This is a genomic window from Methylicorpusculum oleiharenae (genome assembly GCF_009828925.2).
GTDB classification, from domain to species: domain Bacteria; phylum Pseudomonadota; class Gammaproteobacteria; order Methylococcales; family Methylomonadaceae; genus Methylicorpusculum; species Methylicorpusculum oleiharenae.
This window is the reverse complement of the sequence record NZ_WUTY02000001.1, coordinates 2,680,210-2,696,782: the sequence shown is the minus strand read 5'-3', so window position 1 is coordinate 2,696,782 and position 16,573 is coordinate 2,680,210. Positions and strand designations below refer to the sequence as shown.

The following is a 16,573-nucleotide window of genomic DNA, read 5'->3' as shown; positions in this document are numbered from 1 at the left end:
TGTAACAGTTGCTTGATAAATCGGAGTGTTGATATGAGAACGATGACTTCATTAGATGCCCAAAACCACTTCGGTGAATTTATCGATACATCGCAACGGGAACCGGTTTTGATTACGCGCCGCGGCAAACCTGTATCAGTCATGCTTTCTACTGCCGGAGACCCAGCCAAAACGTTGCTGCAAGTTATGAAAATGATTAGCGAGTTGTCGCCCTTGATAGGTGACACTGCTGTAAAAGCGTTTGATCAGCTTTCACAAAATTGGGCAATACCGCCGAACAAGACGGCTTAACCGAAGAGGACATCAACGCATTCGTACATGCCAACCGTTGAATCGAAACGTATAGTAATCGACACCAGTCTAGCGATCAGCGCTGCCATCTTACCCAAGTCGATTTCCAAAAAGGAATTTTCACTGACTCTAAAACAGTTTCAGTTAGTCTCTTCTGATTCTACTTTGGCCGAGTTGATTGATGTCATCTACCGAGCCAAGTTTGAGAAATACCTGACGGATGAAATGCGTTTGGAACTTTTAACAGTTGTGGCTCAAGCAACAGAATTGATCAAAATCCGCTCAGCTATTAAAGATTGTCCAGATCCCAAAGATAATCAATTTTTAGAATTGGCTATTGATGGAAAAGCGAGTTTAATCTTGAGTGGCGATCCTCATTTGATTGATATGAATTCTTATCGAAACATTTCTATTCTCGGTCCTGTAATCATTATGGTTTCAGGCCTGATGGGTAGTTTGCTGTTTCCAAGATTCCGACGGGTGTCTTCGGATAAAGTGAGTACGCTTGAGATTTATTTGCCACTTGTCTGATGATAACTGGTATTGCTTTAACTTGGGAGCTCAGAAAAGGGCCAAAACAAACGGAACAAGATTGGTGATGGCAGCAGTGACCATGGCAATAAAGGTTAATTGCATGCCTATTATCCTTTTGGGTATGTCTCCCGCTGGGATGGCTATGGCATGAATCAATCGCCCTGCAATCATCATCAACGCACCTAACGTCAGTAACCAAATCGGCGCTTGATTGATCTCGGCTACCAGCAGTAACAGCAAGAAGAAGGGCACGTACTCTGAGAAATTGCCATGGACTCTGATAGCAGTTTCCAGTTCTGACTGGTTCCCCGTGCCGACCGGTACTTTGAATTCCCGTCGCTTTTTAATAACTCGAAAAGCTAGACCTATGTAAATCGGTAGTAATGCGATCATTGTTAGAGCTGTTACAGGAGCGACAATAGCCATGATTGGTATCCTCGTCAAATGTGTGCTCAATTTCTGAGCTTGATAGGCCATCCAGCTTAGTGGGCTGCAAGCGCTTCGTCAATTGAAGAGAGCATCTCGTTCTGGACAACATGCCTGTTATGAATTTTCACCTTTTCCGTCACCAGGTCTGCTAAGTGCAGCCGAACGACTTCATCCACGAAGTTGAAATTTTCATCCCTGTTCCAGCAAGATAGGTTCTTAGCGCAACAATCTTGACTGAAATACCTCGAACGGTCAGGATTGCGGATTTCAAAGCTTGGCTATCCATCGCTATTATTGAGGTCTACTCATTTCATTATCCGCAAATGTGACCGCGCGCAGTATATCTATTCGTTAAGCACTTTGATTCCACAGGTGATTGATTACTTATCCGTATTCCGAACCAAAACAGCCACCAGTTCCGAAAGACATTCTGCCACCGATTCCGGCATGATTGCGTCGGTAGATGTTGAGGGCTTTTGAATGAGCGAATTGCTGCAATCGACCCAAACCGGTCATAGGCTCCCAATAACTTACCGTCCGGTTCTTCTCGGAAAGCGGACAGTTGTATTAGCGAACCAACTGGCACTTCTGTTAAGTTACAGACAGTCATAAATTTTACACAATCAATCGAAACTGATCTCATCGATATGTGAAGCGCCTGGTTATGAACGTTTCGGTGCCGATAAAAGCACAGATGACCAGAACCACCTCAAGCGTATCCACAGTTCGGCTCGGCCTTTAAGGGATCGACGATCGTGAAAAAATAGACCCCGCCTTCAACAGTGTGAGGTTCTTTCCATGCCTCGTCTACGATCGCTTGATCACCCTATTGCTGAGACGATTCACGCAGATAGCGTCCGGCAACCCAGCCGCGGCGGCTGGGATCGTCGCGCATAGATACCTGGCACCAACGCTGGCCACCCTGCATTTTGCAACCGTGATTGCGCAGCACGGTTCCGCTGAGCAAACCAACGACCACACCGGCTTTGGCGGAAGGCTTCGACCTCAGGTTAAGCGCGTCGCCAGGAGCTAATTCTATTACCTCCCAAAAGTCCGGTCCGCCGGCAAGCCCATCGGCAAAGTCGTTGCTGGTTGCGGGCGGTATTTCGTGATTTTGGTCGCCGCTATGGCTATTGACGCTAACACCCTGTTCGCGTAGGTAAGACGCAACGGCCTTATCGGCGCGGCTACGATCGCTTGTGCTGTAACTGCTGCCGCGGGTGATAAGCCCTCCGCTTTTATCGTAAAGCGCGACGCAACCACCCGGCATACGCACTTCAACTTCACCCGAACTGCGGGACACGACCTCGGGTACACCGTCCATATGGGGGGGTTGAGGATGGGCTATTGTTGTGGGCAATAACGTTGTCCGATATTAAACTTAAAAAAGCGATGGCGAAAAAGGCGGGTATTTTTACTTGCATGCACGGACACTTAATTAGAATAAGTTTTAACCGGATGAAAAAACCGAAATACTGGTCGTTTGAAGAATGAAAGTCTGAAATTAAATACGCTCCATGTCGGAGTATGGTTTAAGGTACGCGATGTACACCCTGGATTCATCGCGTCTCCTTGGATAACGCCAGTATGAATCGAATCAATCGGCCAATCCGCGCCTGATCGGCATCCATCACCACATACAGATGATAATCGCCGTCCTCCGGAAGCTTTGCTACTAAATCGCGTGGGACTTTAGCGCCTTTTGTTGATTAGCAACCTCCTCTACACCACATCCATTGGCCGACGCGCCTGCGGGTCCTCTCCGGGTTGCGCCACCGGCAGGCGCACCGCCGGGTCTCCAATCAGGGAATAGCCGCGGGCGTCGTTGTTGGCGGTCCAGATCCCGGCGAGCTCATAGGGGTCGGACTGCTTTCCGAATTCGATCTCCTCCAGCTCGTCGGTCAGGACCGTCGAGAGTTCCGCATAACGCTCGTTGAAGTACTCTAGGGCCGAGCCCACCGGGTACCCATCCAGCAGGCGGTGCAAGGTGCTGCGGAAGACCTCTGTCTGGTCGCCCGCCTTCTCCCATCGGAAGGAGTAAGTCCAGGCCCGCTCCACGTGCCCGATCGCCGCGAGCGCCCCGCCTCGGGGCAGGCCGAGCATTCGGGTCGGCAGCGCGGCCATAAAGGGCTTAGGAGCAATCGGGCTGCGGTCCTTGAAGGCCTGCTTGGCAAAGTCGTCCAGGTCTGGGGTACCCGCCCCGTAGCAGGCGAAGAAGAAGGCGATGAGTCCCCGTAGGTTGGTGTCGGCGGTCAAGTCATCGCCCGCGAAATAATAGTCCGGAGGGATCGGTCCCCGATGAGTGCCGGGACCCGGCCAGTCCTGGCATAGGAGCGCCCCCTGGTGCGGTAACTGGCGCGGGCTGCCCAGGGGAAACTCCATGCCGTGGCTGGCGGTGAAGAGGAGGGCCGGGGTCTCGTCGCCCCCGAGCAGGCGCCCCAGCCTGGACTTGGTGGCCTCCTCCCCCATCACCGCGCCGAAGGTCCAATCGGCTAGTTCGGCGCTCAGCTTATCCTTGAGGGGTGTCACCAGATGCTTGGCGCTTAAGCTTGTGGCCTGATCCATGGGATTGGCGACGCCGAAGAAGCGCACCAGGCGCGCGACCTTTAGCGGGCGGGTCTCGGACTCCACGACACTGCGGGCATAGTGGGCGTATTCGTCCAGCGTTTCGAAATGGATGCGCCCCACAGCATACTGGACATCGAGCTGGGACTGGAAACGGAAGGGGATCCGCTCGGGGCTGCCGCAGATCAGGAGATAATAAGGCACCTTGTCGGGGTCCGCGGGGCCGGGGCCCACCTTGTGACGGGCCAGGAAGGCCGACTTGGTTTCGTCCGGCCGGTGTCCCGTGGCTCCCTCGTAGACCCGGAAGCGCTCCCCCGCCTGGGCGGCGCGAAGATCCAGGAGCGGGGCCAAGGCTTCCTTGATGGCCGGGTCAGCGTCATGGGCCAGGATCAGGCCCCAGCCAGTCTGGTCCAGGCGTTTGGGATCCACGCCCTCACGGACCCCCAGATGCTTCATGCCACGGGTCTGGGTTCGGTAGCGCAGTTCGTTCAGGTTCTCGGGCTTGCCCTCGCCCTTGATGAAGGCGGTGAGCTCGGCCGCGGTCATCGGCGGCAGTTGGAAGTCGCCGTTGTCGCCATTGATACCGTTGAAATAGAGCAGGTTTTCGGGCTGTTGGTCTGGCATGAGTGGCTCCTGTAGTAGTTAGGTAGCCCTCAGTGTCAGGATAGTTGTCGCCTCTAAAATTTTATAGAGGTACAAAATGCAAACCCGTTATAGTGAAGAATTTAAACAGCAAGCCCTGAGTAAAGTATTGCAACGCGGTGATAAAAGTATTCAATCGATTGCCGATGAATTGACTATCAGTGTGTTTACTCTGAAAGGCTGGCTTAAACAGACACGATCCAAATCAACAACAAACACTATGAATCAACAACGTCCTAAAGACTGGACTCGGGAACAACGGTTTGAAGCCTTGCTAGCCAGCGCGGGCTTGGAAGGCGAAGCACTCAATGCCTTTTGCCGTGAACGAGGCTTGTTTACCCATCACCTGCAAACGTGGCAACAAGACTTTATTAAACCTCTTGAGGCCACCGAACCCAGCCAAGTCTCAAGGAAAGCCTTGAAACCCTTGGAGAACGAGATTGCACAACTGAAGAAAGACCTGCAACGCAAGGAGAAAGCCTTGGCAGAAGCCGCCGCTTTGTTGATTCTTCAAAAAAAGTGCCACGCGTTCTGGGAGGAAAAGGCGCCATGATCCCTCTTGCAGAACGCACCCATTTACTCACCTTATTTAACGAAGCGTTTGATCACGGAGCCCGTAAAGCCAAAGCTGCCGAGGTGATGGGGCTACCGCTACGCACATTACAACGTTGGCAACGTCCCGAAGCCGTGCCGGTTGACGGTCGCACGCGCCGTCAACACGTGCCTTGTAATCGTTTGAGTGACGAAGAACGCGCTCAGGTATTAGCCCTAGCCAACAGCGATGAGTTCAAAGACAAAACACCGCATCAGATCGTGCCGATGTTGGCCGAACGCGGCGAGTATTATGCCTCGGAGTCGACGATTTACCGCATTTTTCGCGAGGCGAAACAAGTCAAACACCGTCATGCCTGCCGTCCATCGGTCGAGCGTAGTAAGCCGAAAGCCCTCATCGCGACGGCACCGAAACAACTGGTGAGTTGGGATATCACCTATTTGACCAGCCTCATCAAAGGCCAGTTTTTCTATCTGTATCTGTTCATGGATATCTTCAGTCGCAAGATTGTCGGCTGGCAAGTTTATGAACAAGAAAACAGCGAACTGGCGGCCGATCTGATCACGGATCTCTGCCAACGAGAAGGGATTCCACCGCACCAGTTGGTGTTACATTCCGACAACGGCAGCCCGATGAAAGGGGCAACGCTGCTGGCAACCTTGCAGCAGCTTGGCGTCACACCCTCACGGAGTCGCCCGGCGGTGAGTAACGACAACCCGTATTCCGAGTCGTTGTTTAAAACGCTGAAATACGACGCCCAGTATCCGACCCAACCGTTTGCCTCGGTCACCGCCGCCAGGGACTGGGTAACCGACTTTGTCGCCTGGTACAACCATGAGCATCGGCATAGTGGCATTCAATTTGTAACGCCTGAGCAACGCCACAGGGGTGAAGATCGGGCGATCCTGAAGCAACGCAAGGCCGTTTACGAGGCCGCTAAAGCCAAAAAACCGGAGCGCTGGAGTCGTAATACCCGAAACTGGGAATGGCAGGCAGAAGTCTGTTTAAATCCCGATAAACCGAGCGATAGTGCGGTAAAAAATACCGACACTACCGTTCATTAATTTTCAACTCATGCGACAACTACGTTGACATTTACCGCATCTGTGATCGGGTTGGCGGCGAGTTCCTCCACCACCGAGTCGCTCAGCCGGCCCGTCAGGGCATGGGGGTCATCGGTGCGCTCCCGGCCGTCTTTGTCGAAGCTGATGAGGAAATAGCGGCTGTCGCTGCCGGGGATAGTCTCGATGGTCATGGCTTCAATCTCCTGATGTCACGTGCACACGGCACAAATGGGTAGCCCCGCTCGGGACCTGTTGACAAACTTCGAAGGAGGACAAGCCCGCTTGCCTGACTTGATCGTTGTGCATCAAGTCGCGGACATACTCGCTCGACATGCTCTAATCACTCTCCTGCACCTGATGGTCTGCAAAATCTTTAAGGGTTCAGTGAGGGAAATGTTGTGTTCGTAGTTGTCACGGTGCCACCTATCGAACTGGTACTGCTAGTGATAATTGCAAAATTTACCAAAATAGTCTACAAAAATGACAGATTTCATGACGCAAGCGGCGTTATCTATCTACATTGGATGCGTTTAGTCAAACGACAGAAATGTTTCATAGGATTTATAACCAATCGCTATTGTAAGTTACGCGGACTAACTAACGATAACATTGGGACTAAGTACTGAGATAGCGTTGCTCTGTGAGCCTCTCCGTTGCTCGATATTCAACACAAACTCTTTAGTTCTTGGAATGAAATGATCTGGCAGTTTAAATCTCCTAAAAATTCCACGGTCAGAACAGGCTACTTTTGGGAAGTCGAAAACGGGCTGAAAATCTTATTGTATAAGGCTTTCATGAAAATTCTATGAAACATTTCTGTCGTTTTATTAAACGCACCTAGTGTACGTTTTCGTTCTTATTGGTCTTCAAACTCCGATTTTACACAAAACCATTATGAATTTAAGAACGGTTTACGGACATTAGACAGTTTGAACCCTTTTGTCTAACGTTGAAAACAACTCCCTTTTTTTTAGTGGCTGTCATGGGCTTTAAAACACCCAAACATTATACAAAAAGAACCTATCTACTACCCCTGAAAATTATTTAACATAATGCCCGATATTTTAAACATATTGGGTGGTTGCTGAAGGGCAGCTTTCAGGTTTATTGCTGCCGTCAATTGAGCTTAAACGGCGGGCAGCTTTTGGCCGACAGGGGCCGACCAAAGCTGGGTATCAATCGGTATGCCTGGCGGTTTTGATATTTAAATCAATCGGTGGCATATCTCATCAGAATATGCATTATTTCATACCGTTCTTAAAAAATCTCAATCACATATACCTACCCTGAGCTTACTTCATCCGCGAGTAGACCTTGCGTCTACTCGCGGATGAGTGCGCTTGCTTTTGTCATTCAACGCATGACGCCAGACGTCAGCGTTGGTCTTTTCCAGCCGGATGGTAGTCCTGGAAGTATCTGTGCGCTATTGCGTTCAGCTATCCAAGAATACCTCCGGCATTTTTGTTTAGGAGTATTAGCGATGGGTATGCAATGTCCGATTTGTCGATCACATCAGGTGATTACGTTAGACCGCGCCAAGCGAATGGGTGGCACGGTCGGTGCCGTCGGCGGCGCCATGAGCGGTTGGGTGGCCTCCAGTTCCGGTGCCGCTATGGGTGCCGAGCTTGGCGCGACCGTAGGTTTATTGGGCGGTCCGGTCGGAGCCGCTGCCGGATCAGTTGGCGGCGCTTTGATGGGTGCTTTGATCGGGGCCACCGCGGCGGGTGTGACCGGCGCCAAGCTGGGCCAGGTCATCGACCAAAAGGTGTTACACAACTACGTGTGCCAGGATTGCGGATTGCAGTTCGGCGATGCCGATGAACCGTTGGCGTGAGGAGGAGATGAATCATGGCACATTTACTGGAACAAATGGCCTATGTCGGCCAAATGCCCTGGCATGGCCTGGGCAATCTACTCGCCCCCCAACAGCCCCTGGAAGTCTGGGCCAAACAAGCCGGTATGGACTGGCAAATTCAAGAATCCGAAGTTCGCTTCATGGCCGATCAGGTTGGTCACCTCGGCACGATCCATACCTTTGCGGACCAAAAGGTGTTGTACCGGTCCGATACCAAGCAGGCTTTGTCGGTGGTATCTAATCGTTATCAAATTGTGCAACCCCGCGAGGTGTTAGAGTTTTATAGGGACTTAACCGAGATTGCCGGTTACGAACTGGAAACTGCCGGTGTGTTGAAAGGCGGTAAGAAGTTCTGGGCTTTGGCCAAGACCGGACAAGCCGCCAGTCTGAAAGGCAGCGATCAGGTCTATGGCTATCTGCTGTTGGCCACCTCCTGTGACGGCACGTTAGCGACCACAGCGACGCCCACGACCATTAGGGTAGTTTGTAACAACACCTTGACCATCGCGATCAATGGCGCAACGCAAGCGATCAAGGTACCGCACAGCACCAAGTTCGATGCCCAAGCCGTTAAACAGCAATTGGGCGTGGCGGTCTCGCAATGGGAGTCCTTCATGTACCGGATGCGCACACTGGCAGAGCGCAAAGTAAAATCGCATGAAGCGATGAACTACTTTTTGCGTGTGCTGTGCGAATCGCCGTCCGTGAATGGCGAGCCGGTGGCCTTGAGTAACGAACGGGCACTCAAAAAAGTGCAAAGCCTGTACGAAGGTCAGGGCCACGGTGCCGATCTGGAGTCGGCCAAAGGCACCGCCTGGGGCTTGCTCAATGCAGTCACCGAGTATGTTGACCATGAAAAACGGGCGCGCAGTACCGAGAGCCGCATGGATTCCGCCTGGTTCGGCCAAGGCGCGACTATCAAGCACAAAGCCCTGGAGGCGGCCTTAAAGCTGGCCGCTTAATCCAGAGGGACTCACGCTTTAACCCTGACATAACGCTCATGGCATAACGCTCACACCTTAACACCCACCCCTGACAAAACGCCTGGTCAGCTTTAGGGCTGACCGGGCGTTTTTGTGTCTGTTAGTCCGTGCATTTTGTCTTTCAAGCTATTTTACTTAACCACTCAGGAGGTCACCATGACCGAAACCGCTTTACAAATCACACCTATCCAGAAGGCCAAACCCGCCTTGCGTCTGGTTAAAACCAAAGATATGCCGCGCGAAGACTGGCTGGCCATCAGAAAACGCGGTATTGGCAGTTCCGACGCCGCTGCAGCCGTCGGCTTAAATCCTTACCAATCACAGCTGGAACTGTGGCTGGAGAAAACCGGCCGCGATGACAATCTGCCGAAAATCGATCCACACGATGAAACCAGTCCCACCTACTGGGGCAATCTGTTAGAACCGATTGTGGCGGCGCATTACCGGCAACGAACCGGACACAAGGTCCGCCGTATCAATGCCGTACTGCAGCACCCGCATCCCCACTTGTTTTGGATGCTGGCTAATATCGACCGCGAAGTGGTAGGTTGTGACGAGGTACACATCCTGGAATGTAAAACTGCCGGTATTAACGGAGCTCGGTTATGGCGGGACGGGGTACCGGAATACGTGCAGTTACAGGTACAGCATCAATTAGCCGTCACCGGTAAAGCCACGGCGGATGTCGCGGTATTGCTCGGCGGTCAAGCCCTGGAAATCCATCGCATCCACCGTGACGAGGCCTTGATCGCGCGGTTGATTCAACTGGAACAACGCTTTTGGCATTACGTGGAAACCGATACACCACCGCCAGCAGACGGTTCGGAATCGGCGGATTTAGCCTTGCGCTGTTTGTATCCGCACGACAGTGGCGCAACCCTGGATTTCAGTCAGGACGTTCCACTTTCGGCGACCTTCGCCGATTTAGTCAATGTCCGGCAAAGCCTGGCGGAATTGGAACAGCAAGAAGCCCTGTTCAAGCAAACCTTGCAGCAAGCCATTGGCGATGCCAGCAAAGCCACCTTTGAAACCGGCTCGGTGACCTGGAAGAAAGCCAAGGACAGCGTCGTCTTGGACACCCCCCGTCTGCTCAAAGAGCAACCGACCCTGTTACAGCAGTATGCCACCACCAAAACCGGCAGCCGGCGTTTCCTCGTGCAAACCGCCGACTAGCCCGTCAACGCAACAACCCAAACCAACATACCACCGCCCTGAACGGGGAGAGATCCCGGTTCAGGACGGTATGTTTGCTGTTTAGCGTCAACACGCACAGGAGTTCATCATGTTAAAAGGTTTAGTCATTTCCCCGCCAGTCCTTGGCCGGATTTCTATCGGCAAGATCGTCGAAAAGGACGGTATGCGCTTACCGATGAAAGAAGATCAATTTACCCTCACCATTCAGTTACAAGGCAGAGACGGCTGGATAGCGCACCCCTTTGACAGCACTTTGCGCACCCAGCAAGGCGGTAAAATTCGCAGCATACCGATTCGCTTGCTGTTTAACGAGCCGGATTTAAACTTTCGGGCCGAATACAGCTTGTTCGATCGAAAAACCGGTCGGCCATTGTGCGTCGGTAACGGGGAAACCTGTCGGCGCAAAACAGATGAGGGTATTGTCTGTCTGCCGTGTCCGGCACCGGAAGGGTGCGGCCTGGCCCAAGCCGGTGCCTGCAAACCCTATGGCCGTTTAAATGTATTGATTGGCGATGACGATCCGTTAGGAAGCTTTATCTTCCGGACGACCGGTTTCAACAGTATCCGCACCTTAACCGCTCGCTTGCAATACTTCAAGGCCCTTTCCGGCAATCGGCTGTCGTGCCTGCCGCTGGAATTGAAATTGCGCGGCAAAACCACCCGACAAAGCCATGGCTCGGCGATCTATTATGTTGACATTACCTTACGCGGCGATCAAAGCATTGAAGAGGCGATCCACGCCGCGAAGCAGATCGAAGAACAACGCCACGTGTCAGGCTTCGATCAAACCGCGCTGGATCAGGCCGCACGCGTGGGCTTTGGTAATGGCGCGTTTGAGGACAATGAAGAGGACGGTTCGACGGTCGTCGAAGAGTTTTTTCCGGAAGAGCCGACTGAAGCCAGCGCTGTCCAGTCAATGCCAAGGCCCTCTTTAGCCACCCAACTGGAGACGAAAGCTCGGCAGTTGCAAACACCTGAGTTACCCACGCTAACTTTGCCAATCCCTAACGCGCGGTAACGCCGCGTTGTTTTACTGACTCGGTGGCTTGAGTTCTGCCTATCCGTGGAACGCTCGTCCTCTTTGACTAAGACCCGCCATCCTGCATCTCTCGTCATCGACGACTTTTAATCCCGATCCCATCACAGCCGTCTCTTAACGGAAATGCGGGAAATGTTTCAATTATTTTTTAACAACCCTACCGGAACAACGCCTTTTCCCGGATGGGAAAAGGCGTTGTTCGGGCTTTCATAATCACGGGAGAAAACCCATGTTATACCTTCGAGGCGCCAATAATCGGTACCGAGTGGCAGATGAAGACGATGTGATCTTCGAAGCTATCCAAATATACAACCGCTGTTTCAGCAAAGGCGAACCCTTGACCAGTCCGGATAAAGCCAAGGACTGTATCAAATTAAAACTGGCACCGTTCAAACACGAAGTGTTCCTGTGTTTGTTTTTAGACAACCAGCACCGACTCATTGCCTGCGAAGAATTATTCAGAGGGACCCTTGACGGGGCTAGCGTATACCCGCGCGAAGTGGTCAAAGCCGCTCTTCAGCATAACGCGGCGGCCTTGATCATGGCGCACAATCACCCGTCAGGCATCAGCGAACCCAGTCAAGCAGACAAAGTGATTACCGACAAACTCAAAGCGGCCTTGGCCTTGGTCGACATCCGCGTACTCGATCATTTCGTCGTCGGGGAAACCGTCTATTCCTTTGCCGAGCACGGCTTGTTGTGAGGGGACCCTAATCACGGAGTTTGGGCCTGTCATTTTCACTCCATCAGGGAAATACCCTGATGGAGGTTTTTTCTTTTTTTTGAGCGAAACCAGCATGACCACTCTAATCGAGAAAGCCAAAACTGGTCGGCCCGGGTAACTTTCCAATTTAGTTAGTTAACCCTGACTCACTTGACTGTTCGGTATTAGGCGAACAAATTGTCATTATGACCGCGTAACTACGTACGGCCAATATTCGCCAGATGAAAAAAAGTGCCGGTGGCAAATTTCAAGCCAAAAGCAGGCGGAGGCTGTGGTGAGTTTACGAACCGCACCAATCGCGAACGATGCGGTGCACGCTGTTTACATCATCCGGGCTGACCAAGGTTTGTTGTCAATCAATATTCGCGCAGGGTAACCGATTTTATCGGCAACTTCTCCAAATATCAGCTGTTCACAATACAGCTACGTTAAACTATTACTGAATATCGAATTCCAGACCTGGTTTGACTCGATAGAGAATTCGAACTCCACCCTTATTGGTTGCCTCCTCCAAAATCTCAAAATATTCTGATTTTTCAGCAATTTCCCTAAGTGTTTTACATCCATGTCTTTTTTTTATCCAAATCAACTCATCCGCCAGCCAACTTTCATCAACATTTTGATGAACAAAAACACGAGCAGCATCCAATACGGCCCATCCATTATCACGCTTTCTTTTAATTGCAAATACTACTAGCCAAGCGATATGACGACTATCCCTTAATGGTGAGAGCTCAAGTTCTTTCCACCCCTCATCAGTTGTCAAATACTCTGATAGTTGCTTCCCAGCTTCCTGAAAACTCTCAGTAATAGATTTGATAAGTTCAAACTCTGGAAAAACCCTTTCCCTTTGCTGATCTAAATATTGCTCGGCAGCCTTTGCACTTTCATAATTGCCAAAGTTCCATTTTGGTAAAAAATGATGAATCAATTCATTTCGTTCTGCTATCAGTGCGGTGAGTGCATACTTTCTTTGATTATAAAAATCCTCATCACAAAGCATCGGACCTCTTGTAAAAGACATCACGCATTTTGAAGCTTCATCAGAAACACTATTATCATCACCTTGCTCATAAGTTGTAAAACTATTTTCTACAAAATGTTTTGCAACGTTTCCAAGAGTCTGGTTGACAAAGGTATTTTTTCGCTCTTGCAGATTTGATTTCATTTCTCCTTGGGCACGGAAAAATTTAATATCTTGATGTATCAGCATATATTTCAACATGTGTTCAATCTGCTGGAACAAAATAACGTTCCTACCCAGTTTTCTTTGTACTTCCCTTATCAAATCTTCCAATTGAATATTAACTTCCATTAATCACCAAAACTTTTGAATATTTTAAGCCCGCTCCGATTAGCGATAGCTTAATTGGAGGAATGTTGACTTCGAAATGTACGATTACACAAGCTAATCGCACCTACATTTTGAATGGCAGCCTATCTGCCTTTTCTTGTCTTTTCAAATCAATCTTCATCGGCTGCTTGGGGTCGTTAGCCACCTTTGAAACCTCGTACACATCTTAACCAGTTACATATCCTAGTCGAAAATTGTTTCACTGGCTAAGTTGCTTAATCTGGAGCAGTGCGTTGTTGGCATTGTTGTATTCATGCGCAATTGCGGTAACTAGGCCTCCATTTTCCAGAAGCAGCGTTGGAAAACCTTTTACATTCAGTGTTTGAGTGAGTTTAATTTCCTGCATGAGCGCTTGGTTGTCGGCTGAGCTTTTCATGTCTGCTTCAAAGCATTCGTGATCTAATCCAATATCCGATGCCTACTCAAACAGCGTGGACAAATCGGCTGGATTTTTGGCGTCTAAATAATAAGCCTGCTGTATCGCTAAGATCATAGCCTCTTCCTTACTAAAATCTTGATTTCGTGCCGCAATGACAGCGCGGCAGGCAGCATACGTGGATCGGCGTGGTGTGCATACTGTCCAAAAATCGAAATTGAATGCAGTGCCAGGTAAGGTTTGCTGAATCTTCTGCCAAATTCCCTTTAACTTCACTTGCATCTCAGCCGGCATGGGTTGATCCGTTATTTTATTGAAAAATCAATAACTCACACTATCAGCAATGAAAATCACAGTGACTAACTTTGCATATCATATGGAGAGAATATCTTTCCACGCATTAGTTATTCATCTGCATACGAACCAGCTTATGCGTTTCATTTATTAATTGATTTAGGAACATAGTATGTCTACAAATAATCCAAAAGATAAATTCGCACGATTAAGAGCGATTGCCAACGGTGAAGCGAATGGAAGCTCAAACGACAAGGCTAGGCACTGGAATTTTGAACGAGATGGCGATATTTTGGGCACTATTAATGGCGTCCATAGCTTTGAGCACCCTGTGTACGGCGAGCAACATACAGTAACCGTGAAACTCGCTGATACAGGTGAACTCGCCTCGGCTTTTTTAAGTGGTTGGTTACAGGAAGGCATGAAACGTAAACAGGCTGAAGTGGGCGACTCAATCCTTATTAAGTTTTTTGGTAAGCAACCCGGTGAACGCTTTAATCGCTATCAACTGGAGATCGAGAAAGCCAATCCTAGCTACCCATCTGAATTCGATGCGATGAATTTTTAAACACAAGTAACGTACTGGTTTAGGCCAGTACGTTACATTTGTCCGGATCATATCTGACAGTGGGTTTGTATATTTGCCAAAAGATCATTAAGGAAGCGCTGAACAAATCAAACTGCAAGCCCGCCTTGCGACCCAAGCGTAATTTTTTACAAAAATGCGTTTACGGATCGTTCAAATAGCCCCAGTTCATGCGTTTTTATTCCCGTCTACTGTGTTTCGGCGCACGGTAGACGGATTTCGGCCTAGGCCGCCATCAACTGGCGGCGCAGCAGATACAAATTGGCCAAACCCACCAGCCAGTTCACCTGGGCGGTGTTCTTCTCCAAGCCTCGGTAGCGAGTCTTGCGAAAGCCGAACTGGCACTTGATGATCCTAAAAATGTATTCGACACGGGCTCTGACCGACGAGTATTTGCGGTTGCGCTTACGCTGGCTGCTCGATAGGTTTTTGCCGGGCTTGCGTTTGTCGTTGACGCACCAACTCAAACCCAGATGCCGCGAGCCTTTTTTTATAATCATCGCTGGTGTAGCCGGCGTCGGCAAAGATGACTTGATCGTCTTCGCGGAGCAGCTTGGGTAATTCCTCGATGTCAGCCGTGTTGGCCGCAGTCACCGTTACGCTGTGTACGGCCCCTGAATTGACGTCGGCGCCGACGTGGATTTTCATCCCGAAATACCACTGGTTACCTTTCTTGGTTTGATGCATGTCCGGATCGCGTGTTTGATCCTGATTCTTGGTCGAGCTGGGTGCGTGAATAATCGTGGCATCGACCATCGTGCCCTTGGAGGCCAACAGGCCTTGGTTTTTCAGGTGGTCGTTGACCGTCGATAGCAGCACCTCCGTCAACTTGTGCTTCTCCAGCCAGTGACGGAAGTTGAGAATCGTGGTTTCGTCCGGCAGCGCTTCGGTGACGCTACCAAAACCGGCAAAACGCCGAATGCTGTCGATTTCATACAGCGCATCTTCCATTTGTCGGTCCGAGTAGCTGAACCATTGTTGCATGCAGTAGATACGGAGCATGCGATTCAGGGCCATCGGCTGCCAGCCACGGCGGCCACTCTTCGGATAATGCGGCTCGAGTTGGGCCAACAGTAACGTCCATGGCACCAGTTGCGCCATTTCCGCCAGAAATTTTTCCCGCCGGGTTTGGCGTTTTTTGCTGGCATATTCAAGTTCGGCAAAACTGGTTTGGGTGGGGGTATTCATCGGCTTGTCTCGGTACGATCAGATAGAGGCTATTATCTCATCTCCTGGCGGGGGATTTATTCAGCGCTTCCTTAACTCGATCCTGTTTCAAAGATCCCTACACAAACTTATCGAGAAACCTCACTGATTTTTTACAGCATAACGTCGCATCAAAAAAGGGATCTAACATCATGTGTGGGGTCCAATGGGAAGGGCTTGAATCTGGTGACAATTGCTGTCCAAAATGCCAGGAGCATCTCTTTACGAAAATCATGAAATAGCATATTTCTCATTCCCAGGTAACAGTAGCCCCGTCCGGAATAGCGATATAAAACGAATGACCATCTTGACTCGCGAAACTTCTTGGTCGAAATAGATTCAACTGCGGAAAATGCGTATTTCCTTGAGAGCGGTGATATAAAATTAATAATACCAGCAACCCTGCGCTGGCATTCAGAACATTCTTCAGGTTAGCTTGTTTAAAGTGTTCAGCTCTGTGGTGTTTGACTTTGTTATTGCCTGTCCACCAATCAGGAGGAGAATCTGGTTCGTGCCAATTTGACCAAGGACGAAATTCCAGTCCAAAGCGCGGAATTTCAACCAACGAATCCGGTAATGTAGGAAAAGCTTCACATAAAACCGATTGATATGCATTGATGCTACCGGCACTGCGAGTAGCATCAATAATACGGCATAGCCCCTTCGCTAAAACATCTGCCTCTGAAGCGGCAGTCATGAGCAGTCGCGCTAACTCAATCGAATAAACACTTTCGTTGTCCGGTGAAAACTCGATCCAGCGAGAAATCCCAAGAATGTCTAATTCCAGGCAAAGAAAGTAGTTTAAATGGGGATGAACATCGTGATGGATTATTGCCATTTTTTTTGCGGTTCAAATCAGTCCTTTCAAGTAACACGGAACAAGC

17 protein-coding genes and 1 pseudogene are annotated in these 16,573 nt (G+C 50.1%); 9 read left to right on the top strand and 9 right to left on the bottom strand.

Annotated features, from left to right (window positions below; all coding sequences use genetic code 11):
• Nucleotides 1-33: 33 nt before the first annotated feature.
• The gene (locus tag GO003_RS12170) at nucleotides 34-291 is read left to right on the top strand and encodes a type II toxin-antitoxin system Phd/YefM family antitoxin (protein WP_159657971.1); all 258 of its coding nucleotides are present in this window, start codon (nucleotides 34-36) and stop codon (nucleotides 289-291) included.
• A gap of 27 nt (nucleotides 292-318) precedes the next feature.
• Nucleotides 319-822: a putative toxin-antitoxin system toxin component, PIN family gene (locus GO003_RS12165; RefSeq protein WP_159657970.1), complete on the top strand. Its 504-nt coding sequence runs from the start codon at nucleotides 319-321 to the stop codon at nucleotides 820-822.
• Between the two features lie 30 nt (nucleotides 823-852).
• Here the strand turns inward: GO003_RS12165 and GO003_RS12160 are convergent, their stop codons facing one another.
• The 3 genes from GO003_RS12160 to GO003_RS12150 all read right to left on the bottom strand — a co-directional run bounded on the left by GO003_RS12160 (nucleotide 853) and on the right by GO003_RS12150 (nucleotide 4,443).
• Nucleotides 853-1,251, bottom strand: coding sequence for an MAPEG family protein (locus tag GO003_RS12160; RefSeq protein ID WP_159657969.1), 399 nt, complete (start codon nucleotides 1,249-1,251; stop codon nucleotides 853-855).
• A gap of 829 nt (nucleotides 1,252-2,080) precedes the next feature.
• Nucleotides 2,081-2,614, bottom strand: coding sequence for an SH3 domain-containing protein (locus GO003_RS12155; protein ID WP_206444719.1), 534 nt, complete (start codon nucleotides 2,612-2,614; stop codon nucleotides 2,081-2,083).
• Between the two features lie 362 nt (nucleotides 2,615-2,976).
• Nucleotides 2,977-4,443, bottom strand: a complete 1,467-nt coding sequence (locus GO003_RS12150; RefSeq protein WP_159657968.1) for a C25 family cysteine peptidase — start codon at nucleotides 4,441-4,443, stop codon at nucleotides 2,977-2,979.
• Between the two features lie 76 nt (nucleotides 4,444-4,519).
• On the opposite strand from GO003_RS12150, the gene GO003_RS12145 reads away from it, so the two are divergent.
• Nucleotides 4,520-6,078, top strand: a protein-coding gene (locus tag GO003_RS12145) for an IS3 family transposase (protein WP_231088858.1) whose coding sequence is annotated in 2 segments (ribosomal slippage) — nucleotides 4,520-4,982 and nucleotides 4,982-6,078 — 1,560 coding nt in all. Because the reading frame shifts where the segments join, the coding sequence is not laid out codon by codon here.
• Nucleotides 6,079-6,086: 8 nt separating this feature from the next.
• Here the strand turns inward: GO003_RS12145 and GO003_RS12140 are convergent.
• Nucleotides 6,087-6,269 (bottom strand): hypothetical protein, encoded by a 183-nt coding sequence (locus GO003_RS12140; protein ID WP_159658924.1) that lies wholly within the window; start codon nucleotides 6,267-6,269, stop codon nucleotides 6,087-6,089.
• A 1,139-nt stretch (nucleotides 6,270-7,408) separates the two neighbouring features.
• Here GO003_RS12140 and GO003_RS12135 point away from each other — a divergent pair.
• From GO003_RS12135 to radC, 5 genes are all read left to right on the top strand, one after another.
• The gene (locus GO003_RS12135) at nucleotides 7,409-7,912 is read left to right on the top strand and encodes a hypothetical protein (RefSeq protein WP_231088965.1); all 504 of its coding nucleotides are present in this window, start codon (nucleotides 7,409-7,411) and stop codon (nucleotides 7,910-7,912) included.
• A 14-nt stretch (nucleotides 7,913-7,926) separates the two neighbouring features.
• Nucleotides 7,927-8,895 carry a DUF932 domain-containing protein gene (locus tag GO003_RS12130; protein WP_159658925.1) on the top strand — a complete coding sequence of 323 codons (969 nt, stop codon included), beginning with the start codon at nucleotides 7,927-7,929 and terminating at the stop codon, nucleotides 8,893-8,895.
• A gap of 177 nt (nucleotides 8,896-9,072) precedes the next feature.
• Complete coding sequence (locus tag GO003_RS12125) at nucleotides 9,073-10,089, top strand: YqaJ viral recombinase family nuclease (protein ID WP_231088964.1); 1,017 nt, start codon at nucleotides 9,073-9,075, stop codon at nucleotides 10,087-10,089.
• 109 nt (nucleotides 10,090-10,198) lie between these two features.
• Nucleotides 10,199-11,128, top strand: coding sequence for a recombination directionality factor (locus GO003_RS12120; protein WP_159654910.1), 930 nt, complete (start codon nucleotides 10,199-10,201; stop codon nucleotides 11,126-11,128).
• A 250-nt stretch (nucleotides 11,129-11,378) separates the two neighbouring features.
• Nucleotides 11,379-11,852 carry a RadC family protein gene (radC, locus tag GO003_RS12115; RefSeq protein WP_159654908.1) on the top strand — a complete coding sequence of 158 codons (474 nt, stop codon included), beginning with the start codon at nucleotides 11,379-11,381 and terminating at the stop codon, nucleotides 11,850-11,852.
• A 457-nt stretch (nucleotides 11,853-12,309) separates the two neighbouring features.
• Here the strand turns inward: radC and GO003_RS12110 are convergent, their stop codons facing one another.
• The 3 genes from GO003_RS12110 to GO003_RS12100 all read right to left on the bottom strand — a co-directional run bounded on the left by GO003_RS12110 (nucleotide 12,310) and on the right by GO003_RS12100 (nucleotide 13,897).
• The gene (locus tag GO003_RS12110) at nucleotides 12,310-13,188 is read right to left on the bottom strand and encodes a hypothetical protein (protein ID WP_159654906.1); all 879 of its coding nucleotides are present in this window, start codon (nucleotides 13,186-13,188) and stop codon (nucleotides 12,310-12,312) included.
• Nucleotides 13,189-13,426: 238 nt separating this feature from the next.
• Nucleotides 13,427-13,636, bottom strand: a complete 210-nt coding sequence (locus tag GO003_RS12105; protein ID WP_331001662.1) for a DsbA family protein — start codon at nucleotides 13,634-13,636, stop codon at nucleotides 13,427-13,429.
• 9 nt (nucleotides 13,637-13,645) lie between these two features.
• Nucleotides 13,646-13,897, bottom strand: a complete 252-nt coding sequence (locus tag GO003_RS12100) for a thioredoxin domain-containing protein (protein WP_159654902.1) — start codon at nucleotides 13,895-13,897, stop codon at nucleotides 13,646-13,648.
• Between the two features lie 172 nt (nucleotides 13,898-14,069).
• On the opposite strand from GO003_RS12100, the gene GO003_RS12095 reads away from it, so the two are divergent.
• Nucleotides 14,070-14,465: a hypothetical protein gene (locus tag GO003_RS12095; protein WP_159654900.1), complete on the top strand. Its 396-nt coding sequence runs from the start codon at nucleotides 14,070-14,072 to the stop codon at nucleotides 14,463-14,465.
• 242 nt (nucleotides 14,466-14,707) lie between these two features.
• On the opposite strand, the pseudogene GO003_RS12090 reads toward GO003_RS12095, so the two are convergent.
• Together GO003_RS12090 and GO003_RS12085 are read right to left on the bottom strand one after the other, a co-directional pair.
• Nucleotides 14,708-15,671: pseudogene (locus GO003_RS12090) on the bottom strand (IS5 family transposase).
• A gap of 268 nt (nucleotides 15,672-15,939) precedes the next feature.
• Complete coding sequence (locus GO003_RS12085; RefSeq protein WP_159654898.1) at nucleotides 15,940-16,527, bottom strand: hypothetical protein; 588 nt, start codon at nucleotides 16,525-16,527, stop codon at nucleotides 15,940-15,942.
• Nucleotides 16,528-16,573: the final 46 nt, after the last annotated feature.